This is a genomic window from Pseudomonas sp. LM13 (assembly GCF_041381355.1).
In the GTDB taxonomy this organism is placed as follows: domain Bacteria; phylum Pseudomonadota; class Gammaproteobacteria; order Pseudomonadales; family Pseudomonadaceae; genus Stutzerimonas; species Stutzerimonas frequens.
Genome location: NZ_JACBXH010000013.1, coordinates 24,374 through 48,861, shown reverse-complemented (window position 1 = coordinate 48,861; position 24,488 = coordinate 24,374). Strand labels below are relative to the sequence as shown.

16 protein-coding genes are annotated in these 24,488 nt (G+C 64.2%); 4 read left to right on the top strand and 12 right to left on the bottom strand.

Features of this window, described 5'->3' with window-relative positions:
* Positions 1 to 106 precede the first annotated feature (106 nt).
* Positions 107 to 3,433, top strand: coding sequence for a maltose alpha-D-glucosyltransferase (gene treS, locus HZR81_RS10760; RefSeq protein ID WP_125869288.1), 3,327 nt, complete (start codon positions 107 to 109; stop codon positions 3,431 to 3,433).
* On the top strand, positions 3,426 to 5,639 hold the full coding sequence (glgB, locus tag HZR81_RS10755) for a 1,4-alpha-glucan branching protein GlgB (RefSeq protein ID WP_152481299.1): 2,214 nt from the start codon (positions 3,426 to 3,428) through the stop codon (positions 5,637 to 5,639). The genes treS and glgB overlap by 8 nt, the downstream gene beginning before the upstream one ends.
* 248 nt (positions 5,640 to 5,887) lie before the next feature.
* On the opposite strand, the gene HZR81_RS10750 is transcribed toward glgB, so the two are convergent.
* The 6 genes from HZR81_RS10750 to HZR81_RS10725 form a co-directional block, all read right to left on the bottom strand.
* Positions 5,888 to 6,895: a lysylphosphatidylglycerol synthase domain-containing protein gene (locus HZR81_RS10750; RefSeq protein WP_500128072.1), complete on the bottom strand. Its 1,008-nt coding sequence runs from the start codon at positions 6,893 to 6,895 to the stop codon at positions 5,888 to 5,890.
* Positions 6,892 to 8,121 carry a cardiolipin synthase ClsB gene (gene clsB, locus HZR81_RS10745; RefSeq protein ID WP_500128071.1) on the bottom strand — a complete coding sequence of 410 codons (1,230 nt, stop codon included), beginning with the start codon at positions 8,119 to 8,121 and terminating at the stop codon, positions 6,892 to 6,894. The genes HZR81_RS10750 and clsB overlap by 4 nt, the downstream gene beginning before the upstream one ends.
* Positions 8,118 to 8,921: an endonuclease/exonuclease/phosphatase family protein gene (locus HZR81_RS10740; RefSeq protein ID WP_063542259.1), complete on the bottom strand. Its 804-nt coding sequence runs from the start codon at positions 8,919 to 8,921 to the stop codon at positions 8,118 to 8,120. The genes clsB and HZR81_RS10740 overlap by 4 nt, the downstream gene beginning before the upstream one ends.
* Positions 8,918 to 9,835, bottom strand: coding sequence for a DUF72 domain-containing protein (locus tag HZR81_RS10735; protein WP_500128070.1), 918 nt, complete (start codon positions 9,833 to 9,835; stop codon positions 8,918 to 8,920). The genes HZR81_RS10740 and HZR81_RS10735 overlap by 4 nt, the downstream gene beginning before the upstream one ends.
* Before the next feature lie 7 nt (positions 9,836 to 9,842).
* Positions 9,843 to 11,096 (bottom strand): zinc-dependent alcohol dehydrogenase, encoded by a 1,254-nt coding sequence (locus HZR81_RS10730; protein WP_500128069.1) that lies wholly within the window; start codon positions 11,094 to 11,096, stop codon positions 9,843 to 9,845.
* Between the two features lie 248 nt (positions 11,097 to 11,344).
* Positions 11,345 to 12,259, bottom strand: a complete 915-nt coding sequence (locus HZR81_RS10725) for a LysR family transcriptional regulator (RefSeq protein ID WP_500128068.1) — start codon at positions 12,257 to 12,259, stop codon at positions 11,345 to 11,347.
* 105 nt (positions 12,260 to 12,364) lie between these two features.
* Between HZR81_RS10725 and HZR81_RS10720 the strand changes: the two genes are divergently transcribed.
* Together HZR81_RS10720 and HZR81_RS10715 are read left to right on the top strand one after the other, a co-directional pair.
* Complete coding sequence (locus HZR81_RS10720; RefSeq protein ID WP_500128067.1) at positions 12,365 to 13,192, top strand: DODA-type extradiol aromatic ring-opening family dioxygenase; 828 nt, start codon at positions 12,365 to 12,367, stop codon at positions 13,190 to 13,192.
* Between the two features lie 26 nt (positions 13,193 to 13,218).
* On the top strand, positions 13,219 to 14,058 hold the full coding sequence (locus HZR81_RS10715) for a DUF2218 domain-containing protein (protein ID WP_500128066.1): 840 nt from the start codon (positions 13,219 to 13,221) through the stop codon (positions 14,056 to 14,058).
* 55 nt (positions 14,059 to 14,113) lie between these two features.
* On the opposite strand, the gene HZR81_RS10710 is transcribed toward HZR81_RS10715, so the two are convergent.
* From HZR81_RS10710 to treZ, 6 genes are all read right to left on the bottom strand, one after another.
* Positions 14,114 to 14,962 (bottom strand): M23 family metallopeptidase, encoded by an 849-nt coding sequence (locus HZR81_RS10710; RefSeq protein ID WP_102841078.1) that lies wholly within the window; start codon positions 14,960 to 14,962, stop codon positions 14,114 to 14,116.
* Positions 14,963 to 15,239: 277 nt separating this feature from the next.
* Positions 15,240 to 17,390 carry a glycogen debranching protein GlgX gene (gene glgX, locus HZR81_RS10705; RefSeq protein ID WP_156245739.1) on the bottom strand — a complete coding sequence of 717 codons (2,151 nt, stop codon included), beginning with the start codon at positions 17,388 to 17,390 and terminating at the stop codon, positions 15,240 to 15,242.
* Positions 17,391 to 17,486: 96 nt separating this feature from the next.
* The gene (locus tag HZR81_RS10700) at positions 17,487 to 17,828 is read right to left on the bottom strand and encodes a DUF2934 domain-containing protein (protein ID WP_500128065.1); all 342 of its coding nucleotides are present in this window, start codon (positions 17,826 to 17,828) and stop codon (positions 17,487 to 17,489) included.
* Positions 17,825 to 20,635, bottom strand: a complete 2,811-nt coding sequence (locus HZR81_RS10695; protein WP_500128064.1) for a malto-oligosyltrehalose synthase — start codon at positions 20,633 to 20,635, stop codon at positions 17,825 to 17,827. Before HZR81_RS10695 ends, HZR81_RS10700 begins: the two co-directional genes overlap by 4 nt.
* Positions 20,632 to 22,707, bottom strand: a complete 2,076-nt coding sequence (gene malQ, locus HZR81_RS10690) for a 4-alpha-glucanotransferase (RefSeq protein ID WP_500128063.1) — start codon at positions 22,705 to 22,707, stop codon at positions 20,632 to 20,634. Before malQ ends, HZR81_RS10695 begins: the two co-directional genes overlap by 4 nt.
* Positions 22,704 to 24,479 carry a malto-oligosyltrehalose trehalohydrolase gene (treZ, locus tag HZR81_RS10685; protein ID WP_500128062.1) on the bottom strand — a complete coding sequence of 592 codons (1,776 nt, stop codon included), beginning with the start codon at positions 24,477 to 24,479 and terminating at the stop codon, positions 22,704 to 22,706. Before treZ ends, malQ begins: the two co-directional genes overlap by 4 nt.
* Positions 24,480 to 24,488: the final 9 nt, after the last annotated feature.

Genomic DNA, 24,488 nt, shown 5'->3' with positions numbered 1-24,488 from the left:
AAATCAACAGGTTGCATTGATCTGTTGATGTTGGTTCCAGACGCAGTTTCGTCGTTGCCCGGGCTGCGAACGACTGCGGCCCTTCACCACGACAGGAATGAAGAACATGGCAAAACCGCGCAAACCGGCCGCATTCATCAAGGATCCGCTCTGGTACAAGGACGCGGTGGTGTACCAGGTGCACCTGAAATCCTTCTACGACTCCAACAACGATGGCGTTGGCGACTTCGTCGGGCTGATCGACAAGCTGGACTACATCGCCGATCTGGGCGTGAACACCATTTGGCTGTTGCCGTTCTATCCCTCGCCGCGGCGCGATGACGGCTACGACATCGCCGACTACCGCGGTGTGCATCCGGAGTACGGCAACATGGCCGATGCCCGGCGCTTCATCGCCGAAGCGCACAAGCGCGGGCTGCGTGTGATCACCGAGCTGGTCATCAACCACACCTCGGACCAGCACCCCTGGTTCCAGCGCGCACGCAAGGCGAAGAAGGGCTCGGCGGCGCGCAATTTCTACGTCTGGTCCGACACTGACGACAAATACCAGGGCACGCGGATCATCTTTCTCGACACCGAGAAGTCCAACTGGACCTGGGATCCGGTGGCCAAGCAGTACTTCTGGCACCGCTTCTATTCCCACCAGCCGGATCTGAATTTCGACAACCCGCAGGTGATGAAGGCGGTACTGGCCGTCATGCGCTTCTGGCTGGACATGGGCATCGACGGCCTGCGCCTGGACGCGATTCCCTACCTGGTCGAGCGTGACGGCACCAACAACGAAAACCTGCCCGAGACCCACGCGGTGCTCAAGGCCATCCGCGCCGAGATCGACGCCAACTATCCCGATCGCATGTTGCTGGCCGAGGCCAACCAGTGGCCGGAGGATACCCAGCTGTACTTCGGCGGCGAAGACGGCGGCCCTGGCGACGAATGCCACATGGCGTTCCACTTCCCGCTGATGCCGCGCATGTACATGGCCATCGCCCAGGAAGACCGCTTCCCGATCACCGACATCCTGCGGCAGACGCCGGACATCCCGGACAACTGCCAGTGGGCGATCTTCCTGCGCAACCACGATGAGTTGACGCTGGAGATGGTCACCGACCGCGAGCGTGACTACCTCTGGAACTACTACGCCTCGGACAAGCGGGCACGCATCAACCTCGGCATCCGTCGTCGCCTGGCACCGCTGCTCGAACGCGACCGTCGCCGCATCGAACTGCTCAACAGCCTGCTGCTCTCCATGCCCGGCACGCCGGTGATCTACTACGGTGACGAGATCGGCATGGGTGACAACATCTTCCTCGGCGATCGCGATGGGGTGCGCACCCCCATGCAGTGGTCGGTGGACCGCAACGGCGGTTTCTCCCGCGCCGACCCGCCGAATCTGGTGCTGCCGCCGGTGATGGACCCGCTCTACGGCTACTACACCATCAACGTGGAGGCGCAGCAGCGCGACCCGCATTCGCTGCTGAACTGGACACGGCGGATGCTCACCATTCGCAAGCAGTTCAAGGCCTTCGGCCGCGGCACGCTGAAGATGCTGGCGCCGAGCAACCGGCGCATCCTGGCCTATCTGCGCGAATTCACCGGGCCGAATGGCGAAACCGAGATCATCTTCTGCGTCGCCAACGTTTCGCGTTCGGCCCAGGCGGCGGAGCTGGAAATGTCGCAATACGCCGGCATGGTGCCGGTGGAGATGGTCGGCGGCAGTGCCTTCCCGCCCATCGGCCAACTGCCGTACCTGCTGACCCTGCCGCCTTACGGCTTCTACTGGTTCCAGTTGGCGCCCACCAATCAGATGCCGAGCTGGCACCAGGAACCGGTGGACACCATGCCGGACTTCCGGACCCTGGTGCTCAAGCGCCTGGACACGCTCACCAGCGGCAACCGGCGGATTCTGGAGACCGAGTCGTTACCCGCCTACTTGCCCAAGCGTCGCTGGTTCGCTGCAAAGGACGTGGCGATCGAGGCGATTCGCATCAACTACTGCGTGCCGTTCGGCGATCCCAACCGGCCGGTGCTTTTGAGCGAACTCTGTGTCGAATCGGCCGGGCGCAGCGATCTCTATCAGTTGCCGCTGGGCTTCCTCGACGAGGCGGACTTTGGCACCGCACTGCCGCAACAGCTGGCGCTGGCCCGCGTGCGCCGTGGGCCGCAGGTCGGACTCATGACCGATGCCTTCGCGCTGGAACAGTTCAGCGCAGCGGTCATCCAGGGGCTGCGCGACGAGCTGGTGCTGCCCTGCAACGATGGCGAGATCCGCTTCGTACCGATGCCGCAGCTGGACGAGCTGCAGTTGCCGGAGCACCCGGAGGTACGCTTCATCTCCGCCGAACAATCCAACAGCTCAGCGATCATCGACAACAAGGTGATGATCAAGCTGCTGCGTCGCGTCGCTGCGGGGATTCACCCTGAACTGGAAATGGGCGGGTTCCTCACCGCGCGCGGTTTCGCACATATTTCCGGCATGCTCGGGCATGTCAGCCGGATCAACAAGCAGGGCGAGCCGGTGGCGCTGATGGTGATCCAGCACTTCCTCGACAGCCAGGGTGACGCCTGGGTCTGGACGCTGAACAACCTCGACCGCGCCGTACGCGACGAAATCGCCGGCGGTGTATCGATGCACGAGAACCAGTTCAGTGCCCTCGACGAGTTGCAGGCCTTCAACCGGCTGCTCGGGCAGCGTCTGGGCGAGATGCACATGGCCCTGGCAGCCGACACCGACGATGCCGCATTTGCCTACGAAATCACCAGCCCGGCGAACGTCGAGCAGTGGGCGCAGAGCATCAGCGCCCAGCTCGAGCAGGCACTGCAGCGGATCGACGAACACCGTTCCACTCTCGAGCGCAGGGATGCCGCCGCGGTGGGGCAGCTGCTCCAGCGCCGCGACCAGCTGCTCGCACAAGTGAAACGTCTGGCGGCTAGATCGGTGGGGGGCGTGCGCACCCGCGTGCATGGCGACCTGCACCTCGGGCAGGTTTTGGTGGTGCAGGGCGATGCGTATTTCATCGACTTCGAGGGCGAGCCGGCCCGTTCGCTGGACGAACGGCGAGCGAAACACAGCCCGTTCAAGGATGTCTCAGGCTTGCTGCGCTCGTTCGAATACGCCGCGGCCATGACCATTCGTGGTGCACAGGTCAGCGACAGCACGCCGGAGGCAGATCAGGCTCGCCAGCGCATTGCCGCGAGCTACCAGCGCAGCGCACAACAAGCCTTCCTCGATGCGTACCGCGATGCCACCCGGGAGCTGCCACATGCCTGGCAGGAGCAGGATGGCGCGAATGCTGCACTGCTGCTGTTCAGCCTGGAGAAATGCGCGTACGAGATCGTTTACGAAGCGGAGAACCGCCCGGCCTGGTTGCCCGTCCCGCTACAGGGACTGCTGGCCTTGGCACAACAGCTTTTCGATGGAGGTTCCAATGATTGATCGCCCGGTTCTGACCACGCCAGGGGAGACCCTGATGCCCAGCGATACCGATGTGGACGCCCTGGTACGAGCCGAACATGGCAATCCCTTCGCCGTGCTCGGACCGCACCCGGACGGCGATGGAATGGTGGTACGGGCTTACCTGCCCAACGCGCTCGGTGTGGAGCTGCTCGACCGGGACCAGCAGTTGCTGGCGGTGATGGAGCAAGGGCAGGCACCGGGTTTCTTCTTCACTCGACTGGCCCATCGGCAGCCCTACCTGCTGAAGATTCGCTGGGCGGGCGGGGAACAGATCACCGAAGATCCCTACAGTTTCGGCCCACAGCTCGGCGAGCTGGACATGCACCTGTTCTCCGAGGGCAACCATCGGCAGATCGGCCGGGTGTTCGGCTCCCAGGTGATCGAGGTGGACGGCGTACAGGGCGTGCGTTTCGCTGTCTGGGCGCCCAACGCCCGGCGCGTCTCGGTGGTCGGCAGCTTCAATGGCTGGGACGGACGCCGACACCCGATGCGGCTGCGCTTTCCGTCCGGCGTATGGGAGCTGTTCATTCCGCGCCTGCAGCCCGGCGACACCTACAAGTACGAGATTCTCGGCCCCAACGGCATCGTGCCGCTGAAGGCCGACCCGGTTGCCCTGGCCACCGAGCTTCCGCCGGGCACCGCCTCGGTCATCGCGCGGCCGCTGGATTACCAGTGGAAGGACCAGGCCTGGATCCAGCAGCGCGCCTCGCGCCAGTCACTCAACGCGCCGATGAGCATCTATGAGCTGCATGCGGGTTCCTGGCGACGTGAGGGTGGCGATAACGGCCGGCTGTACAACTGGCATGAGCTGGCCGAGCGGCTGATCCCCTACGTGGTAGACATGGGCTTCACCCATATCGAGCTGATGCCGATCATGGAGCACCCGTTCGGCGGCTCCTGGGGTTACCAGTTGCTCTCGCAGTTCGCCCCCAGCGCCCGCTATGGCAATGCCCATGACTTCGCCGAGTTCGTCGATGCCTGCCACAACGCCGGCATCGGCGTGATTCTCGACTGGGTACCGGCGCATTTCCCGACCGATGCCCATGGCCTCGGCGAGTTCGACGGCACCGCGCTGTACGAATACGCGCACCCGTTCGAGGGCTTCCATCAGGACTGGGACACCTACATCTACAACCTCGGCCGTACTGAGGTGCACGGCTTCATGCTGGCCTCGGCGCTGCATTGGCTGCGTGAGTTCCACGTCGATGCGCTACGCGTCGACGCAGTGGCCTCGATGCTCTACCGCGACTACTCGCGCAACGAGGGCGAGTGGATTCCCAACCGTCACGGCGGGCGCGAGAACCTCGAGGCGATAGACTTCGTCCGTCACCTGAACGACGTGGTGGCCACGGAAACGCCGGGCGCGCTGGTGATCGCCGAGGAGTCCACCGCGTTCCCCGGGGTCAGCAAGCCGACCAGCGAAGGCGGGCTAGGCTTTTCCTACAAATGGAACATGGGCTGGATGCACGACACGCTCAAGTACATCCAGGAAGACCCGATCCACCGCCAGTATCACCACGACAAGCTGACCTTCGGCATGGTCTACGCCTATTCCGAGCATTTCGTGCTGCCGATCTCCCACGACGAGGTGGTCCACGGCAAGGGCTCGCTGATCGACAAGATGCCGGGCGATCGCTGGCAGAAGTTCGCCAACCTACGCGCCTACCTGTCGTTCATGTGGACGCATCCAGGCAAGAAACTGCTGTTCATGGGCAGCGAGTTCGGCCAGTGGCGTGAATGGAATCATGACCGCGAGCTGGATTGGCACCTGCTCGAAGAAGCCGATCACCGCGGCGTGCAGAACCTCGTGCGCGATCTGAATCGGCTGTACAGCCAGGAGCCGGCGCTGCATGAACTGGACAGTGACCCCCGCGGTTTCCAGTGGCTGATCGGCGACGATCGGGCGAACAGCGTGTTCGCCTGGCTGCGCAAGAGTTCGACCGGTCATCCGCTGCTGGTGATCGGCAACTTCACCCCGGTGGTGCGCGAGGGCTATCGCATCGGTGTGCCGGTGGATGCCAGGTGGCTGGAGGTGTTCAACAGCGACGCCGAATGCTACGGCGGCTCCAACACCGGCAACGGCGGCGGCATGCTGGCCGAGCCGGTGGAGAGTCACGGCGAGAAGGTTTCGCTGTCGCTGACCCTGCCGCCACTGGGCGTGCTGGTAATGCGACCGCAGGTCTGAAGGCTATAGCGATGACAAGCGCCGTTCGGGGCAACCTGAGCGGCGTTTTTTTTACTGGAGGGCGGCAGGGAAGCGGGGCATCTGGTCACTGCGCTTTGTGGGTTTGCTTGAGTCGCTGAATGTCGCGGTCAAGACCACTCCAGCGAGTGCCGTGATCAACCCTGTCGTGGAGCGGGCTGCCGACTGGTCTGATGGCGAGGCTGCAGCGTCGCCCCTTGTGGGGGCGGGAGCTGCAGCCGTCCCAGGACTCAGCTCGTCTCCTGGGTAGCCGCCGGCTGCTCTGTGCCCTGGTTGCTTTTGCGCAGCTTCTTCGCCCGCGCCTCGAGTACCACGTAGACAAGGGTGGCGAACAGCAGGGGGATCAGAAAGTAGATCACCCGATAGCCGATCAGCCCGGCGACGATGGCTCCCTTGCTCATCTCGTCGGCGAGCATGGCCACGAATACGGCCTCGATCACGCCGAGCCCCGCGGGAATATGGGTTACCACGCCGGCGATGCTGCTGATCATCAGAATGCCCAGCACCTCGGGATAGGCCGCCTGCCTGGACAGCATGAAGTACACCACCAGCGCCATCAGTGACCAGTTCGCCGCGCCGAGGACCAGCTGAATCAATGCCAGGCGCAGTGACGGCAGGTGGATCTCGTGACCGCGAATAGTCCAGGAACGCCGTTTGGAAAAGCCACAGAGCCCAAGGTAGACGACGCACGCCAGCAACAATCCGGCGCCTAGCACGCGCAGCGCGGTGAAGCCGATTTCCCAGTTGGCCGGCGGCGTGATCCAGCCCATGACGAAGATCAATCCGGCCAGCCACATGTAGCCCAGCCAGTTGGTGAGCAGGCTCAGGGTGAACACCCTGGTGATCTGCGATGGGCGCAGGCCGAGGCGCGAATAGAGACGAAAGCGCAGGGCGATGCCACCGACCCAGGCGCTGAGGTTGAGGTTGAAGGCATAACAGACAAAGGTGACCGGCAGGATCTGCCGCAACGGCAGGTCATGGCGCGCGTAACGCTTGCCGAGCACGTCGAAGAAGCAATAGACGACGTAGCTACCTAGCGCAGCCGCGCCTGCCATCCACAGCGTTTCGGCGCGGTAGTTGCGCAGGGTGCTGTAGACCTCCTGCCAGTCGAGGTTGCGGGCCAGCCCAATCAACAGCCCTGCGACCAGGATAAAGAAGACGTACGTGAGAATCCTCTTGATCAATGGCCAGCGCCGACGCCAGCCGCCTTTCGCCTCGCCGTGGGTCGTGTGGCTCATCGTTGTTCTCGCTGTATGGGGGCGGGAGGCGCATCTGCATCGAGCAGCTCCAGACGTGGCTTGTGTTTGGGGAACAGGTCCACCAGACCGGGGAAATGCCGCAGGAAATGGAAGATCAGAAATGCCAGCGGCGCGCGCCACCAGAAGCCACGGATGATCCGTTCCAGCGGGATGCGTCGGCAGTCGGTCTGCAGCAGGTGATCGAGCCGCTCGTGCAGGTGCCGGTTGAACACGTGGTCGCGGATGATCAGGTTGGCTTCCAGATTCAGCGACAGGCTCAGCGGGTCGAGATTGCTCGAACCCACCGTCGACCATTCATAGTCGGCCAGCGCCACCTTGCCATGCAGCGGGCGCCGGCAGTATTCGTGAATCTCCACGCCGTCACGCATCAGGTAGTTGTAGAGCATGCGCGCGCCGAACTTGGCGATCGGCATGTCCGGTTCGCCCTGGAGGATCAGCCGCACCCGCACGCCACGCCGCGCGGCATTGCGGATCTCCCGTAATACGCGATAACCGGGGAAGAAATAGGCGTTTGCAATCAACAACCTGGAGCGAGCATCTCGAATCGCCTGCAGGTAATGCTGTTCGATGTCGTTGCGATGCTGGTCATTGTCGCGGGTGACGAACAATGCTCGCGCTTCGCCACGACTGACGCCGCCATAGCCGGGCGTCTGCTGCCGCACGCGGCGTCGCCACCAGCGATGCTGCGGCGGTTTGTTCGGCGCGATCTGGCTGAGGGCGAAATGATGGATATCCCGCACCACCGGGCCTTCGACCTGCAGCGCGTAGTCCTGCTTGGCGGCCGGGCCGAAGTCAGCCAGGTGATCGGCCGAGAAGTTGATCCCGCCGATGAAGGCGACTTCGCCATCGACCACCACGATCTTGCGGTGCATGCGGCGGAACACGTTCAGTCGGCGGCCAAGCAGACGCTTGCCCGGATCGAACATGTGAATGCGCACGCCAACCCGCGTCATCGCGCTGACGAACTCGCCGTGCAGATCGGCCGAGCCGTAACCGTCGACTGTCACGTCGACGCTGGCGCCGTTGTTCGCCGCGGCGATCAGCGCCTGCTGCAACTCGGCACCGACCTTGTCCTGAAACAGGATGAAGGTTTCCAGCAGGACCTCTTTCTTGGCCTGTGCGATGACATCGAACACGCGGGGAAAGAACTCTTCGCCATTTTCCAGCAACTGAAGGCGATTACCGTCTCTCCAGTGGTAACTCATAGGTGTATCTCCACCGCCAGGGGCAGATGATCGGACAAGTGCGTCCAGGGTTTGTTACCGAGTATTCGCGGTTTGTGACTGCTGGCATTGCGCACATAGATGCGATCCAGGCGCAGCATCGGCCAGCGCGCCGGGAATGTCTTGGCGACCTTGCCCTGGGAAACGGCGAAGACCTCGTGCAACCCGGCGCAGCGATCGAGCGTGCGCGTGGCCTTCAATCGCCAGTCATTGAAGTCACCCGCGACCACCACTGGCGCACCCTCGGGCAGCGAGTCGAGCAGGTTGCAGAGCAGTTCCAGCTGCTGCTGGCGATGCGATTCGCGCAGGCCCAGATGCACGCAGATCGCATGGAACTCCTCGTGCCCCGGCACCTGCAGCACGCTGTGCAGCAGGCCACGCCGCTCGGGGCCGGCTATGGAGATATCGAGGTTCTCGTAACGGATAATCGGAAACTTCGACAGCAGGGCATTGCCGTGGTCGCCGTCCGGATAGACCGCGTTGCGCCCGTAGGCAAAATCGGTCCAGATGCTGTCGGCAAGAAATTCGTACTGCGGGGTCTGCGGCCAGTTATGAAAGCGCAAGGCGTGCTTTTCGTGCGTACCCAGCACTTCCTGCAAGAACACGACGTCGGCCGAGACGCTGCGGACCGCTTCGCGCAGCTCCGGCAAGATGAATCGCCGATTGAAGGCGGTGAAGCCCTTGTGGGTGTTCACCGTGAGAATGCGGACGGCATTGACCGCCGTAGCCATGTGCGCGTCGAGGTCGGCGCTTGCGATCGGGTGGTCTTTATCCAGAGTCAATCGATAGCTCCTTCCAGTTTTCCGGGGCTGACCTGCAGATGCTCATCCAGGCCGAGCCGATGCAGCAGTTGGCGTGCGTCGTACGGCGCACGGACCTTCACGTCGTTGTCGAAGTAGCAGTACACCTGGCGCGAGGCTCGCCGTCGCGGCTTCTTCGAGCTGATCAGCCGTGCGTCGTCGGGCTGGCTGCCGGCGTTCCAGGATTCGATCCGGCGGCGCCATTCATCCAGCGCGGCGTCGGTGTAGCCACTGGTGTAGAGCTCCTCGGCACCATGCAGGCGGATGTAGACGAAGTCGCTGGTGAGGTCTTCGTGATGCGGCCATTTGCCGGCGGTATCAGCCACTACCAGCGCTACCTGGTACTTGCGCAGAAGCTCGACGAATGCCGGATCGACGAAGCTGGCGTTGCGGATCTCCACGGCGTGGCGCATGCGCCGCTTGCGGTCTACGGACAGGTAGCTGCGGCCCTCCATGCGTGGCTCGCAGTCTCTGGCAATCGCCAGCGCCGCTTCGGTGTCGTGGGGCAGCTGGCGCAGAAAGGCTTCGAACAACGCGGGATCGAACTTGAACGACGGTGGGAACTGCCAGAGGATCGGCCCCAACTTTTCCTTGAGCCGAAAGATGCCCGAGGCGAAGAAGTTGGCCAGCGCCCCGTCGACCTCGCGCAGCCTGCGCACATGGGTGATGTAGCGCGGTCCCTTGACGCTGAAGACGAAGCCCTTCGGCGTATCGGCGTACCAGTCGGCATAGCGTTCGGGCGTTTGCAGCGAATAGAACGAGCCGTTGATCTCGATGCTGCTGACCGCCCGGGACGCGAAACGCAGCTCCTTCTTCTGCGTCAGCCCCTTGGGATAGAAGTCGCCTCGCCACGGCGCATAACGCCAGCCCGAGATGCCGATATGGATGCCAGCCATGGGCGAGCTACCTGGGATTCTGCACTGTAGTCGGGTCGCTGGCCGGGAAGGTATCGGCCACTGCCTCATCGAGAATCTGCTCCTCACTGCCCTGTGTATCGCCGCGCTGAGGCTGCAGTTCGACCTTGATCCAGCCATTCTCGCGACGGTCGAAGGCTTCGAAGGCAGCGATCACGTCGGTCATCGGCTTGACCTGGGTAAGGATCTTCGCCGGGTCGATACGCCGCGCCTGAACCATTTCGATTAGCCGCGGGATGTACTTGCGGTGGTGGCAGTTGCCCATGTTGATGGTGATGTTCTTGTTCATCGCCATGCCGATGGGGAAGGTCATCGCATCCGGCGGATAGACCCCGATGATCGACAGGGTCCCGGCCTTGGCCAGGCTCTGCACTGCCCACTCCAACGCCTGGGCGGGTGCGTCGCCGGGTTGCCAGAGCACGCCGGATTTGGCGCCCTCGGCCGGCTTGCTGCCGCAACAGCCATGCTCGGCATCGACCCCCACGGCATCGATGACCCGGTCGACGCCAATGCCGCCGGTGAGGCGCTTGATGGCTTCGACCGGATCTTCACGATTGAAATTGATGGTTTCTGCGCCCTGGCGCTGAGCCATTCGCAGGCGATCGTCGTACTGGTCGATGGCGAACACCCGACCGGCGCCGAGCAGCTTTGCGCTGGCGATGGCGAACTGGCCCACCGGGCCGCAGCCGAACACCGCCACGGTGTCGCCGCTACCGACCTCGGCCATCTCGGCGCCGAAGTAGCCGGTGGGAAAAATGTCGGACAACAGGATCGCCTGGTCATCGCTGATCTCCGGCGGCAGCTTCACCAGGCCGATGTTGGCGAAGGGAATCCGCGCCTTTTCGGCCTGCAACCCATGAAAGGGGCCGGTGGTCTGCGGCCCGCCGTAAAAGGAGGTGCCGGCTTCCTTGCCGTTGGGATTGGCACCGTCGCACTGGGCGAAGTAGCCCGCCCGGCAGTAGGAACAGTTGCCGCAGGCAATGGTGGATGGGATGACCACCCGATCACCGACCTGCAGGTTACGAACATCGGCACCCAGCTCCTCGACGATGCCGACACCCTCGTGGCCGAGAATGGTGCCAGGCTGCATGCCGCTCACGGTGCCGCGCACGAAATGCAGATCGGTGCCGCAGATGGCCGATGCGGTGATGCGCACGATGGCATCGGTAGGCGCAAGGATGCGCGGTTCGGGTACGTCTTCCAGGCGGATGTCGCCGACGTCGTGATAAACCACAGCTTTCATAGCTACTCCGTATCGCCGGCGCGGTGCGGGGCACGCAGCCGACGGTTGTCGGGCGGAACGGATGAGCGGGCAGCACGGCAGAAGAAGCGAACCGGCGCGATGCTCGAATCTCAGGCTCCGCGGGGTGTCAGAAAAATTCGTATGCGCACGGCGCAATGACGCCAGGGCACATCTGTTCCGACTTTCCCCGGCGTTGGCGGTTCATCTTTTCTATCTCTGGCGCCGTTCGGCCGCCGCGCAGGGATGGGCTATTCGCGTATCCAGGGCTGGCGTTCGCCGATTGCCTCGACGAGATAGTCGATCATGACCCTTACTTTTGCCGGTGGTCGGCGGTCCGGTGGATAGACCACATGGATGCCACCCAGGCCGACACAGGGGTGATCCAGCTCCAGCGCGACCAGCTCGCCGCTACGCAGCGCCGGGGCGACGATGAACTGCGGCTGGTAGACGATGCCCTGGCCACCGATCGCCGCCGCCAGCAGTGCTTCGCCGTTGTTGGCGATCAGGTCGCCCGAGACTGCCACGCGCACATCGCCGTTGCGGCCGAACGCCCACAGCGTGCCGCTTGCCAGGCTCGACAGGCTGTAACCGAGGCAATTGTGCTGGGTGAGGTCGGCGACGCTGCGCGGCACGCCCCGTTCGTCCAGGTATCGCGGTGCGGCGCAGATCAACAGCGGACAATCGGCCAGACGCCGAGCCTGTAGCGGGCTGTCCTCCAGCCAACCGATACGGATCGCCAGATCCCAACCCCCGTCGAGCAGATCGATGCGGCTGTCGGTCAGGCCCAGCTCGACTTTCACCGCCGGATGACGACGGCTGAAGTCCGGAATCAGCGGGGCGATGTAGCGGGTGCCGAATGACAGCGGCACGTTCATCCGCAGCAGCCCGGACGCCTCGACACGCTGAGACGCGACACTGGCTTCGATCTCGTCGATTTCCGGGAGGATGCGTTGGCAGGCCTCCAGATACTGGCCACCCGCTTCGGTCAGGGTCAGGCGGCGCGTGCTGCGATGGAACAGCTTTACCCCCAGGCGGCTCTCCAGCGCATCTACATGCTTTGTGGCCATGGCCGGCGACATGCCCAGATGCCGCGCCGCTGCCGAGAGGCTCCCGGCGCTGGCGGCGCGGGCGAAAACGCGCATTCCGGTAATGCGATCGAGCATGCGATTCCTCACTATCAGTAAAAGGTGTTTGCCGTATTTGCCCGGTTCTCACACCTCTGAGTGTAAGCCATGATTCCCGCATATTCGTTCCGGGAGAGGCTTGCAATGCTCACATCCGCCACATCGACTGCCGGTCAGACCATGCCGACGCTGTTCGTCCCGCACGGTGCCGGGCCTTGCTTCTTCATGGACTGGAACCCGCCGACGGCGTGGAATGCCATGGCGGGCTTTCTCAAAGGCATCGCCGCAACCTTGCCGGCCAGGCCGACCGCCATCGTGCTGGTATCCGGCCACTGGCTGCAGCCGAGTTTCAGCGTGACCAGCGCCGCCCGCCCCACGCTGATCTACGACTACCACGGCTTTCCGCCGCACACCTACGAGCTGCGTTATCCGGCGCCGGGCGAACCAGCCCTGGCCGCGCGCATCGCCGGCTTGCTCGGCGCCGCCGCGCTGGGTGGGCGTGAGGATGCGCAGCGTGGCTTCGACCATGGCATGTTCATCCCGCTGAAGCTGATGTTTCCGGATGCCGACATCCCGGTGGTGCAGCTCTCGTTGCGTAGCGACCTCGACCCGCGGGCACACATCGAGGCCGGTCGCGCGCTGCAGGCATTGCGCGGCGAAGGTGTGCTGATCGTCGGCAGCGGCATGAGCTTCCACAACATGCGCGGCTACGGCGACCCGCGCTTCGCGGCGATTTCCGATGAGTTCGACCATTGGCTCACCGCTGCGGTCGAACTGCCGTCCGACGAGCGAGCCCGGGCGCTGCAGCGCTGGGAAGACGCACCGGCGGCGCGCCTGTGCCACCCGCCCAGGGCCGAGGAACACCTGATACCGCTGCTGGTGGCTGCCGGCGCGGCGGGCGATTCGAATGGAAGCAAGGTCTTCAGTGACCGCGTCATGCACACCACGCTGTCAGCCTACCGCTTCGGCTGACGCGCCTATTTCATCGAGGAAACACCATGTACCGATCCCAAAGCCGAATCACCGCGAGCAATCCGTCGCGCCTGATCAAGCGCCTGTGCAATCACTGGCGACACAAGTTTCCCGTGCAGCTGGACGAGCAGGGCGGCGACATCGAACTGCCGCTCGGCCGTTGCAGCCTGCGCGACAACGAGGGCGTGCTGGACGCAAGATTGGAGGCCGACGATCGGGCACAGCTGCAGCAGTTGCAGAAAGTGGTCGCCGATCACCTGTCGCGCATGGCCGGCGACGAGCCGCTGAACATCGCCTGGCAGACCGGAACCGGTGCCGAGCCAGCCGTACAGCCGGCCGAAAACCGGGCGCTGGACTCCAGAACTCGCTACGGCACCGTTTCGCGGGTATTCCACTGGCTGATGGCGCTGCTGATCGTCTGGCAGTTCCTCAAGCTGGGTGACCGCATCGAAGAGGGCGAGCACTGGGTCGGACAGACACTGGTGCCTTGGCACGTCTCCCTGGGCGCCGTGCTCTTAGTCCTGGTGGTGCTGCGCATTCTCTGGTCGGCCAGCCAGCTGAGCCGGCGGCCGCTGCACGATCCAGCCACGGCCTGGTTGGTCAAGGGCGGTCACCTGGCGCTGTATGGGTGCATGGTGGCGATGCCGGTTACCGGCGTGCTCTATCTGGTCGGCAATGGCTACGGTCTGAAGGTGTTCGGCCAGCAGCTGGTGGAGAAGGGACCGGAGATCGCCTGGGCGGCCTCGGTCGGTGGCCTGCATTCACCATTGGCCTGGCTGACCGTACTACTGGTGATCGGGCATATCGGCGCCGCGCTGTATCACCAACTGGTCAAGCGCGACGACATCATGCAGCGCATGCTCTAGCCCAGGGCGTCGCCTCGCGAGCGGACGCAGCATTCAAGGGCACCGGCTGCGAAACTCATTGATCGCTGAGGGCGAAGTTCGGCAGCGAATCTACCGGCTGGCTGAACCGGAAGGGGATAGACAACATCGAGCCGCCATAAGACTTCTGCACCACGAAATGCAGGTGCGGCCCGGTGCTGCGGCCCGTATTGCCGGACTTGCCGAGTAGCGTGCCGACTTCCACTCGCTGGCCGGGCTTGACCCGCACCGAGCCCCTGCTCAGGTGCAGATAGGCGCTGTGGGTGCCGTCGTCATGCTCGACTCGAACATGGTTACCGGCTGGATCGGGCAGGCGCCCGCCCTGGCCGTTGCGAATCTTCACCACGGTGCCGGCGCGAGCGGCAACGATCGGAGTGCCCACCGGCATGGCGATATCCACCGCGTAGCGTCCGCTCGGCGAGTTGTGGCTGAAGTCGCCGCCAGCGCCCTGGGAGATCCTGAACGGGCCGCCGCGCCAGGGCAGGGCATAGGCGGGGCCATCGACGGTGCCAGGCTGATCCGGCTCCGGCGAGAAGAGCAGCGCGTAGCTGAACGAATGCTTGAACATGATCGGCCCACCGGCCTGGCGCTTGCTCAGCGTGGCGACGCGCACCCGGCTGTTGGCTGGCACCGTCTTGCGAATCACGCCCTTGCCGACGCCGGCCACATTGACCATCCGCGTCAGGCGCAGGGTCACCTCCACCGGTACTTCCAGGGTATTGCTGACATCCATGGCCTTGCCGCTGCCGGCGCGGTTGATGAACAGCCGCACCGAGCCGGGCTTGTCGGTCGCTTTCGCCTGTTTGCTGGAGGCAAAGGTAGGAGCCAGCGGGGCCAGCCCGATCATGAGCAGAAGGGGATAGATGAGCGGTCGCAGAGAGAGCATGACGTGTGATCCATCACGGAAAAGACAAGACTGCCGGCGACAAGCAGAACGAATCCGTTGGTTGGTTAAGAGGGCCGCGCTGGATTTTGGGACTTGAGTCACATGGCGAGGTTCACTGCCGCATGTCGTTTTTTTTGCAAAGGACAGCCGTCTCGATCGCAAGCCTGGCGCGTGACGCTTTGCGGTCAGGACCGCCTCCAAAAAAACCGATTAACCCTGCTGGTTCAGCGAGTCAGCGAGGGAGAAGCAGGGCGCCCCTGGGCGGGGCGCGCTTCGATCACTCGTCGGCCTTGATCAGCTCGAGCAGCAACAGCGAACGGCCCGTCACGGCGTACTCGTCATTGAAGTCGAAGCGTTCCGGCCGCGCGGTCGGGTGGTTGGTGTCGATCAGGCGGTTCCAGTAGATGCCCTGCGGCACTTCCGGCAGCGTGAAATTCACCAGGTCGTGGTGCGCGTTGACGATGAGCAGCAACGTTGCATCCGAACCGGCGCGACGGATGCCGGTAGGCTGGGCTCGGCCGTCGAGCAGCATGCCCATGCAGCGGTTGTGGGCGTCCTCCCACTGCTCGATGGTCATTTCCTCGGCATTCGGCGCGAGCCAGGTGACATCCTTGACCCCCAGCTCCTCGTTGTAGGCGCCAACGAGGAAACGGCCGCGACGCAGCATCGGGAAGCGCTGACGCAGGCGGATCAGCTTGCGGGCAAAGCCGAGCAGGCCGTAGCTATCCTCGCTGATGTCCCAGTTCACCCAGCCGATCTCGCTGTCCTGGCAATAGGCGTTGTTGTTGCCATGCTGGGTCCGAGCGAATTCGTCCCCGGCGACGATCATCGGCGTGCCTTGGGAGAACAGCAGGGTGGCGAGGAAGTTGCGCATCTGCCGGTAACGCAGCTCGTTGATCTCCGGATCGTCGCTGGGGCCTTCGACGCCGTGGTTCCACGACAGGTTGTTGTCGCTGCCGTCGCGATTGTCTTCGTCGTTGTCTTCGTTGTGCTTGTGGTTGTAGGACACCAGGTCCTTCAACGTGAAACCGTCATGGGCGGTGACGAAGTTGACCGAGCTGAACGGACGCCGCCCGCGCTGGTTGAACAGGTGGCCGGAGCCGGTCAGGCGGCTGGCGAAATCGGCCAGCTGGCCATCGTCACCCTTCCAGAACGCACGCACCGTATCGCGGAACTGGTCGTTCCATTCGGCCCATCCCGGCGGGAAGCCGCCGACCTGATAGCCACCGGGGCCGCAATCCCAGGGTTCGGCGATCAGCTTGGTCTTGGCCAGCACCGGGTCCTGGCGACAGGCGACAAGGAAGCCGTGGCGCTCGTCGAAACCATCGTGCTCGCGGCCGAGAATGGTCGCCAGATCGAAGCGGAAGCCGTCCACGTGCATCTCGGTGGCCCAGTAGCGCAGCGAATCGGTAACCATCTGCAGCACGCATGGGTGGCTCATGTCCAGCGTGTTGCCGGTGCCGGAATCGTTGATGTAGTAGCGCTTGTCGTCCGGCATCAGGCGGTAGTAGGAGGCGTTGTCGATGCCGCGCATGGACAACGTCGGGCCGAGCTCATTGCCTTCGGCCGTGTGGTTGTAGACCACATCGAGGATCACCTCCAGGTCGGCGTTGTGCAGGTGCGCGACCATCTCCTTGAACTCACTGATCTTGCCGTTGGCCAGGTACTTCGGATGCGGCGCGAAGAAGGCGATGCTGTTGTAGCCCCAGTAGTTGGTCATGCCCTTTTCCAGCAGGTGCTGGTCCTGAACGAAGGCATGGATGGGCAGGAATTCGATGGACGAGACGCCGAGCTTGCGGATGTAGTCGATCACTTCCGGCGTCTTGAAGCCGGCAAAGGTGCCACGCACATCGTCGGCCACGGACGGGTGGCGCATGGTGTAACCGCGCACATGGGTCTCGTAGATGATCGTCTTGTCCCAGGGCACCTGCACCGGATGGTCGCGGCCCCAGGTGAAGGCCGGGTCGATGATCTTGCACTTGGGCACGAAGGGCGCGCTGTCGCGCTCATCGAAACTTAGATCACCATCGGGGTGACCGATGGTGTAGCCGAACAGCGCTTCCGACCATTTCAGCTCACCCACCAATTGCTTGGCGTAGGGGTCGATCAGCAGCTTGTTCGGGTTGAAGCGATGGCCGTTCTCCGGGTCGTAGGGCCCGTGTACGCGATAGCCGTAGATCTGCCCGGGATGCGCGTCTGGCAGGTAGCCGTGCCAGATCTCATCGGTGTACTCCGGCAGCTCGATACGTTCCAGTTCGGTCTCGCCGCTGGAGTCGAACAGGCACAACTCCACCTTGGTGGCATGGGCGGAGAAAATGGCGAAATTGACGCCCAGCCCGTCCCAGGTTGCACCGAGTGGGAAGGGAAGGCCTTCGCGAATTCTGGAAGGGGTCATGACCTGCGGCGCATGGGACTTTTTCTTACTCATGAAATCTCCAGTGGCATTTCTCGAAGGCAAAAGGGCGACCGTGTCGGCACGGGCGATCATTCGACCGATCCGATGCCGACAAGGTGCAGCCGCCGGTCAGCTCTCCTTCTTGGCCCGCGGAGCGCGTGGTTTGCGGATGGTCTCGGGCGTGCCGGCAGCGGCGTCGGTGTCGGCTTTCGGTGCCGCTCGCGACACTCGAGGCTTGGCTGCCGGAGCCGCCTTGGCCGCCGATGTGGCCTTGCTTTTCGGCGTGGCATCGGTGGGCTTGGTGGCGGGCTTGCGGGGGCGGCTGGCGGGTTTTGCCTGCGGAGCACCTTTTTCGGCCTCCACCAGCTTGCGCGCCATCTCCCAGTGGCGTTCATCCTCCCCGTGCGGGCAGCCTTCGGACTGCCAGATCTGGTAAGCGAAATCGCGGATTCTCTGCTCGTCTGAACTCATTGTTGGGATTCTCCTGTTGCACTGATGGACGTATACAGGACGGCCACCGAGAGTCCGTCCAGAACACGCGCAGCTTCGAGGCTGGCTTGTTGGGATGTGACTGTCGTTCCGTCGAAAAGTCGTTCGAACTCGCTACCGTCCAGCGCCTCGGGCAATGCGATACGCGTATCTCCCCAGCGCTGCGCCGGAATCCGTGGCTGCTTGCTGTCGCCCAGCAGGCCGGCAGCCAAGCGCGGCACCAGCACCACCAGCCATTGCCCGTCCAGCTCCCGGGCAAAGGCGAGTAAGTGCTCGGAATGCGCGCCGCTCACTGAAAGCGGCAGGTAACGGCCCTCCCGGAACAGCCGCGCACAGCGGCGACGCGCCTGCAACGTGCGGCTGATCACCAGCTGCTTTATGCGACCGTTATGCCAGCTCTGCAGCAGCTGGTCCGCTGTCGCGGCCTGCGTGAGGCTGCTGCGGCGGGCCGCGAAGTCCACCGGGCGGCGGTTATCCGGGTCGACCAGACTGAAATCCCAGAATTCGGCACCCTGATAGAGATCCGGCACCCCCGGCGTGGTCATGCGCAGCAGACTCTGCGTCAGCCCGTTCAAGGCGCCGGCCGGGGCCAACTCGGCTGCAGCTGCGCCAATCTCGCCACGCAGTCCCGCTCCTTCGGTGCTGGTGAGCAGGTGCTCCACATACCGTCGACAGGCACCTTCATAATCGCTGTTGGGGTCGGTCCAGGTGGTGCGCAACTTGGCCTCGCGCAGGGCTTTCTCCTGCCACTGCAGGATGCGCTCGCAATACTGCTGCATGCCCGCGGCGTCCTCGCCATCCAGGTCCAGCGGCCAGCTGCCGAGCAGCACCTGGAACAACATGAGTTCGTCAGCAGGCGAGGGCGCAGGGCCGTCGGGTTGCTGCTCAACCTTGTCCGCGGCCAAGTCACGCCAGCTCCGCACCTTGTCGGCAAACCACTCGGCACGTTCGCTGAGCACAGCGATCCGCGCGCGCGTGTCCTCGCCACGCTTGTGATCGTGGGTCGCGGTGGTCAGCAGGTTGAGCGGGAAATGCTCGGCACGCTGTAGGCACTCATCGTGGAACGCCTGCAGCGGGGCGCTGAAGTGCTGCGGGTCGAAGCCCACATCGTTGCGCGAAAGCAGAATGCCGGAGCGATAGCAGGCGGTGTCCTCGACGGCTTTGGCGGCGGCCGGCGAGGTCAGCTGCTGGAAGCGCGTGCAGGCGTAGCGGCGGATCTTGCGCAGTGCTCGTGGCAGCTGGCGCAGGCTTTCACCGCCGAGCCAACGCTGCAGATGCTCGAGCAGCGGCCAGTCAGCTTCGCTCAAGGTGGTCTTCGCGCCTTCCAGCGCCTGCTGGAAGAACGGCTCGTCCGCCTCGCGCCTGCCCGGCGCCGCGATGTAGGTGCGGTAAACCGGAAAGTGGATGATCAGTTCGAGCAGGGCCCGGCGGATCGCGCCCAGGGTGATGTCACGGGTCATCACGTCACCGCGCGCCACCTGCAGCAGTGCCTGGGCCACGGTTTCGAAATCGCCGGCCAGCGGTCCGGTCAGCACCAGCTGACGTGCCTGGCGCGCCTCTTCCATGAAATCCGTGGTGCGTCCGCTGGTGTCGCCCCACAGGGCACAGAGCGGCTGCTCGCCCGCCGGGTCATGCTGCAGCAGCGACACCTGGTTCATGAATTCGTAACCGGTGGTGCCATCCACGCCCCAATCGTCATGCAACCGCTCGCCACTGGCGAGGATCTTCTCGACATAGATCGGCACATGGTCCTGCAGCGCTTCGGCGGGACGACCGGCGTTGAGCCGATCGACGCGCCGTCGCAGGCGACGGCAGTAGCCACGCGGGTCGGCGAGGCCGTCGACGTGATCGATACGCAGGCCATCGACGAGACCTTCGCCGATCAGTTCGAAGATCTTGGCGTGGGTCTCCTCGAACACCACCGGCCGTTCGACACGCAGGCCGCCCAGCTCGTTGATGTCGAAGAAGCGTCGCCAGTTGATGTCGTCACCTGCGGTGCGCCAGCTGGCCAGCCGATAGTGCTGGCGCTCGAGCAGGCCGTGCAGGCGCCGGAAGCCGTCCGCCGTGGTCGAGTCGTAACTGCTCAGGGCCTGCTCCAGCGCCTGGCGGGTGCTGGCGTCCTGCAGTTGTTCGGCCAGGTCGGCGCGCAGCAGGCGTGCGGTCTGGTAGGGCGCCGGCTCGGTCTTCAGCGCATCGAAGTGTTGCGCAAGCGTCCGCAGCTGCGGGTGATCGGCGGCGCGAAGTACCTCGCCATAACTTGGCGGGGTGATCGGAAAGCGGTGTTCGTAGTGCTCGGCGTAGAGCGCCCCGTTGTCGATATCCAGGCACAGCTTCACCGTGCCCTGTTGCAGCGCCTCGCCGTAGTCGCTGCCAAGAAAAGGCACGAGGAGCTGGCCTTCGAGCAGCGGATCCGGCGAATTCCATTCGATGTCGAAGAACTGCGCATAGGGGCTGCGGCGGCCCCATTCGAGCACGTCCAGCCACCAGGCGTTACCGGCCCCGCCAACGGCCATGTGGTTGGACACGATGTCCAGGATCAGCCCCATGCCCTTGGCGCGTAACGCCTCGACCAGTCGCTGCAGTGCCGGTTCGCCGCCGAGTTCCGGATTGATGCGGGTCGGGTCGATCACGTCGTAGCCATGCATCGAGCCTGGACGGGCGGTGAGCAAGGGCGATGCGTAGATATGGCTGATGCCCAGTTCGGCGAAGTAGTCGACCAGCGCGGTGGCGTCGTCCAGGGTGAAGCGGCGGTGAAATTGAAGTCGCAGCGTAGCGGTGAGATCTTTCATCGATGCGCTGCTCCCCGATGGTTGTGGCGGGCCCGCGCGAGACATTCCAGACGCCTGCGACTGGCATCGCCGTCAAGCAACGTCGCGCTGTCACCGGGGTACCGGCGGCGCCAGTTGGGATGGGTTTCGACGATGCCAGGCATGTTGGTCTGTTCCTCCAGGCCGAGGGCATCCTCGACCGGCAGCAGCACCAGCGGTGCCGGGGTATGACCGAGAAAGCAGGCGGCAGCGTCCACGGCCTGCTCGGTGCTCAGCAGCTGATCGGAATGCCTGCCGCTGTCCTCGCAGAGCAGCTGGTTGAGACCGGCACGCTCGTGCTCGCGGGCGCGCCATTGCTGGTCGCGATCGGCTTCCTGCACCTGACCGACCTTGATGCGCCAGTCGATGTCATGGCCATTCCACCAGCCCGTCAGGGTCGGGATGTCATGGGTGGTAGTGGTAGCCAGGGCCTGGGATGAGTAGTGCCCGGCGCGCTGGAAATGCCCGTCATGCTGTTCAAACAGCAGCACGCGCATGCCAAGGATGCCGCGTGCGGCCAGCACGTCGCGCAGTCCGGGCGGAATGGTGCCCAGGTCTTCACCCAGGATCACGGCGCGATGGCGCCAGGCTTCCAGGCACAGCAGGCGCAGCATGTCGTCGAATGGGAAGTTCAGGTAGACGCCATGTTTCGGATCGGCGCCGGCGGGCATCACCCAGAGGCGCTTGAGTCCGAGCACATGGTCGATCCGCATGCCTCCCGAATGGGCCAGGTTGGCGCGCAGCATCTCGATGTAGGCACGAAATCCGTTCTGCTTCAGCCCCCAGGGCGAGAACGCAGAAATACCCCAATTCTGCCCATCGCGGTTCATGACGTCCGGTGGCGCACCGACGCTCAGTGAGGCCAGCAATTCGGCCTGGCGGCTCCAGGCCTGGCTGCCGCCGCCATCGGCACCGACGGCCAGATCGGAGATCAGGCCGATGCGCATGCCAGCGCTGCGCGCGGTGACCTGGGCGCGCTCGAGCCCTCGCGCCATCAACCACTGGCCGAAGGCGTGATAGCTGACCTCATCGGCATGCTCACGGGCGAACTTCTCGACGGCCGGGCTCGCTGGGTCACGGTAGTCTTCCGGCCAGTTCCGCCAGTGCTGCGGATGGCCCTCGGCGCTGCGCAGATGGGCATGCAGCGCTTCGAATCGACAGTGGTTTTCCAGCGCTTCGCCGCCGTTGCTGCGGAAGCTGTCGAAGTCGAGCTGCTGCGGGTTCTCACCCTGACGGAAATCATCGAACAGCTGCCGCAACAGGCGCTGGCGCGATTGCGCCACGGCCGGCCAATCGATCAGCTCCAGCCGCTCGAGGCGCTCGAGCTCACCTCCGAGTCCACAGGCCTCGATGGCCTGACGCACCGGCAGCTCACCGAGGATGGCGCCGGGCGCAGCATGCAGGACGTTGTAGAACAGCCGGCTGGATGGCGAGTAGGGACTGTATTGATCGATGTGCACGCCAAACATCGCATGCACCGGGCTGATACCCAGCGCATCGGCGTCGTGAGCTGCCGCATTGCGCACCAGTTCTTCCAGGGCCTGGGTGTCGCCCAGGCCTCCATCGCCCGGGCGGCGAAGACTGTAGAGCTGAACGGTCAGGCCCCAAGCGTGGGCGCCGGCGACTTCGGCCACGGTCGGGCACGAGTGAGGCGCAACGGCGAGCGTGACCTGCCTGTCAGCAACCGCCAATTGGTGGTAGCCCGGTGTATCGATAGCCGGCAGCCGTGCCTGATGGTCGAGCTCGCCATGCCGGACCTCGCCGTTCTCCAGCGTCAGCTCGAATCGGCTGGCAGGTTGGAAATACGCCGCGAGTTCCAGCGGATGGTGCTGATCGCAGGTCATGAGAGGCGGTAAGCCACCATGGTTATTCTGGCGATCCAGCATGGCCAGGCTGGCGTCGACATCCTCAGCGCTGTCCGCGGCCAGCCCCAGACAGGCAAGCACCTCGCGCAGCACGTCCGGGGTAACGCGTTGCTGGCGATTGTCGGCGTCGATCCAGTCGATGGACAGGCCGGCGGCTTCCGCCAGGCGGATCAGTGGTTCGTCGCTCATGTGGCTTTCTCCAGATACAGCTTGGCCATACGAGGCGCCAAAAGGCCCTGTGCCGGACTCACGATGTCCCGGCTGGCGAACAGCAGCTCAGCTTTCGGAGGCGCTGCGGGCAACGGTACATCGATGTCGCTCAGGTTCAGTTCCAGCCGCAGCCGACTGCCATCACCGAACAGCCAGCGCACCAACACCGAGCCCTCGCCGAGTACCGTCGAATCCAGAAAGCGCACGCCCGGTAGCCGCGGCACGATCTCGGCATGGCGGATCTTCAGCAGCTGGCGGTACAGCGCGAGCCACTGCGCATGGTCGGGTTCCTGCCGGGCGGTGAAGTCCGGTCGCGAATCCTCGAACGTGGAGAGGGCGTTGGGGTCGGGGATTCGCTCGCGGGTCGCTTCGTCGGCGAACTCGGCGAACTCGGCAAACTCGTTACGGCGGCCTTCGCGCACGGCATCAGCCAGTTCGCCGTGGTGGCTGGTAAAGAACAGGAAGGGTTGGCGTGCGCCCCATTCCTCGCCCATGAACAGCAGCGGCACCATGGGCGACAGCAGCAGGACCGCAGTCGCCGCCCTGAGCGCATCGGCATCGGCCAGGCTGACCAGGCGTTCGCCAAAGGCGCGGTTGCCGGTCTGGTCGTGGTTCTGCAGAAACAGCACGAAGGAGGTCGGCGATAGGTGGCCGCTGGGTTCGCCGCGCGCCTCGCCGCGGCGGTTGTTCTGGCCCTGGTAGATGAATCCCTCACCAAGAAAGCGCGCGAGTTTCGCCGTCGCGTTCTGGCAGTAGTCGGCGTAATAGCCCTGCTGCTCGGCGGTAAGCAGGCAGTGCAGCACGTTATGGCCGTCATCGTTCCACTGCGCGGTGAAGCCCTGATCAAGCAGGCTGGCGCGGTTGTCCTCATTCTCCAGCACCAGGTGGACATGGCGACCAGGCTCGACGGTCGTGTGCACACGCTCGGCCAGTTCCAGCAGGAAGCTGCGGTCGGTGATCGCATGCACGGCGTCGAAACGCAGCCCGTCGAAGCGATAGTCCATCAGCCACATCAAGGCGTTGTCGATGAAAAAATCCCGCACCTCGCGGCGGCGGAAATCGATGGCGTCGCCCCAGGGCGTCTGCTGATCGTGACGAAAGAAATGCTTGGCGTAGTGACCAAGGTAGTTGCCGTCCGGGCCGAAGTGGTTGTAGACCACATCGAGAAACACCATCAGCCCCAGGCCGTGAGCGGTATCGATCAGGTGCTTGAGCTCTTCCGGGCTGCCGTAGGCAGCTTCCGGCGCGTAGGGCAGCACGCCGTCGTAGCCCCAGTTGCGGTCACCGGGAAACTCGGCGATCGGCATCAGTTCGATGGCCGTGACGCCCAGCTCGGCAAGATCGGACAGGTGCTTTTCCATGGCCGCGAAGCCGCCGTAGAGGCCGACATGCATCTCATAGAGCACCGTTTCGTGCCAGGGCCGCCCCTGCCATTCGCCGTTGCGCCACAGATAGCCATTGCCGGTGTCGACCACCAGACTCGGTGACTGAATGTCACCGGCCTGTCCGCGCGAGGCCGGGTCCGGCACCTGGAGTTCATCGTCGATGAGAAAGCGGTAAAGGGTTCCGACGCCGTACGGCGCATCGATGCTGTACCAGCCATCTTCGGCGGCGGTCATCGGCAGCGTTTGTGCGCCTACGACAATCAGGCTGACGCTTCGCGCGTCGGGTGCCCAGAGGCGGAAGCGGATGGTCCCGCTATCCAGCAACTCCGGACCGTGATGCGCGATATAGGCACGCTGCTTCTGCATTGATCACTC

Excerpts from the sequence above, each read along its gene's own strand:
- clsB (WP_500128071.1), bottom strand. The coding sequence starts at position 8,121 with ATGAGTTACCACTGGAGAGACGGTAATCGCCTTCAGTTGCTGGAAAAT.
- HZR81_RS10730 (WP_500128069.1), bottom strand. The coding sequence starts at position 11,096 with ATGAAAGCTGTGGTTTATCACGACGTCGGCGACATCCGCCTGGAAGAC.
- HZR81_RS10695 (WP_500128064.1), bottom strand. The coding sequence starts at position 20,635 with ATGAAAGATCTCACCGCTACGCTGCGACTTCAATTTCACCGCCGCTTC.
- HZR81_RS10750 (WP_500128072.1), bottom strand. The coding sequence starts at position 6,895 with ATGAGCCACACGACCCACGGCGAGGCGAAAGGCGGCTGGCGTCGGCGC.
- HZR81_RS10710 (WP_102841078.1), bottom strand. The coding sequence starts at position 14,962 with ATGCTCTCTCTGCGACCGCTCATCTATCCCCTTCTGCTCATGATCGGG.
- HZR81_RS10725 (WP_500128068.1), bottom strand. The coding sequence starts at position 12,259 with ATGCTCGATCGCATTACCGGAATGCGCGTTTTCGCCCGCGCCGCCAGC.
- treS (WP_125869288.1), top strand. The coding sequence starts at position 107 with ATGGCAAAACCGCGCAAACCGGCCGCATTCATCAAGGATCCGCTCTGG.
- HZR81_RS10720 (WP_500128067.1), top strand. The coding sequence starts at position 12,365 with ATGCTCACATCCGCCACATCGACTGCCGGTCAGACCATGCCGACGCTG.
- glgX (WP_156245739.1), bottom strand. The coding sequence starts at position 17,390 with ATGAGTAAGAAAAAGTCCCATGCGCCGCAGGTCATGACCCCTTCCAGA.
- treZ (WP_500128062.1), bottom strand. The coding sequence starts at position 24,479 with ATGCAGAAGCAGCGTGCCTATATCGCGCATCACGGTCCGGAGTTGCTG.
- malQ (WP_500128063.1), bottom strand. The coding sequence starts at position 22,707 with ATGAGCGACGAACCACTGATCCGCCTGGCGGAAGCCGCCGGCCTGTCC.
- HZR81_RS10715 (WP_500128066.1), top strand. The coding sequence starts at position 13,219 with ATGTACCGATCCCAAAGCCGAATCACCGCGAGCAATCCGTCGCGCCTG.
- glgB (WP_152481299.1), top strand. The coding sequence starts at position 3,426 with ATGATTGATCGCCCGGTTCTGACCACGCCAGGGGAGACCCTGATGCCC.
- HZR81_RS10735 (WP_500128070.1), bottom strand. The coding sequence starts at position 9,835 with ATGGCTGGCATCCATATCGGCATCTCGGGCTGGCGTTATGCGCCGTGG.
- HZR81_RS10700 (WP_500128065.1), bottom strand. The coding sequence starts at position 17,828 with ATGAGTTCAGACGAGCAGAGAATCCGCGATTTCGCTTACCAGATCTGG.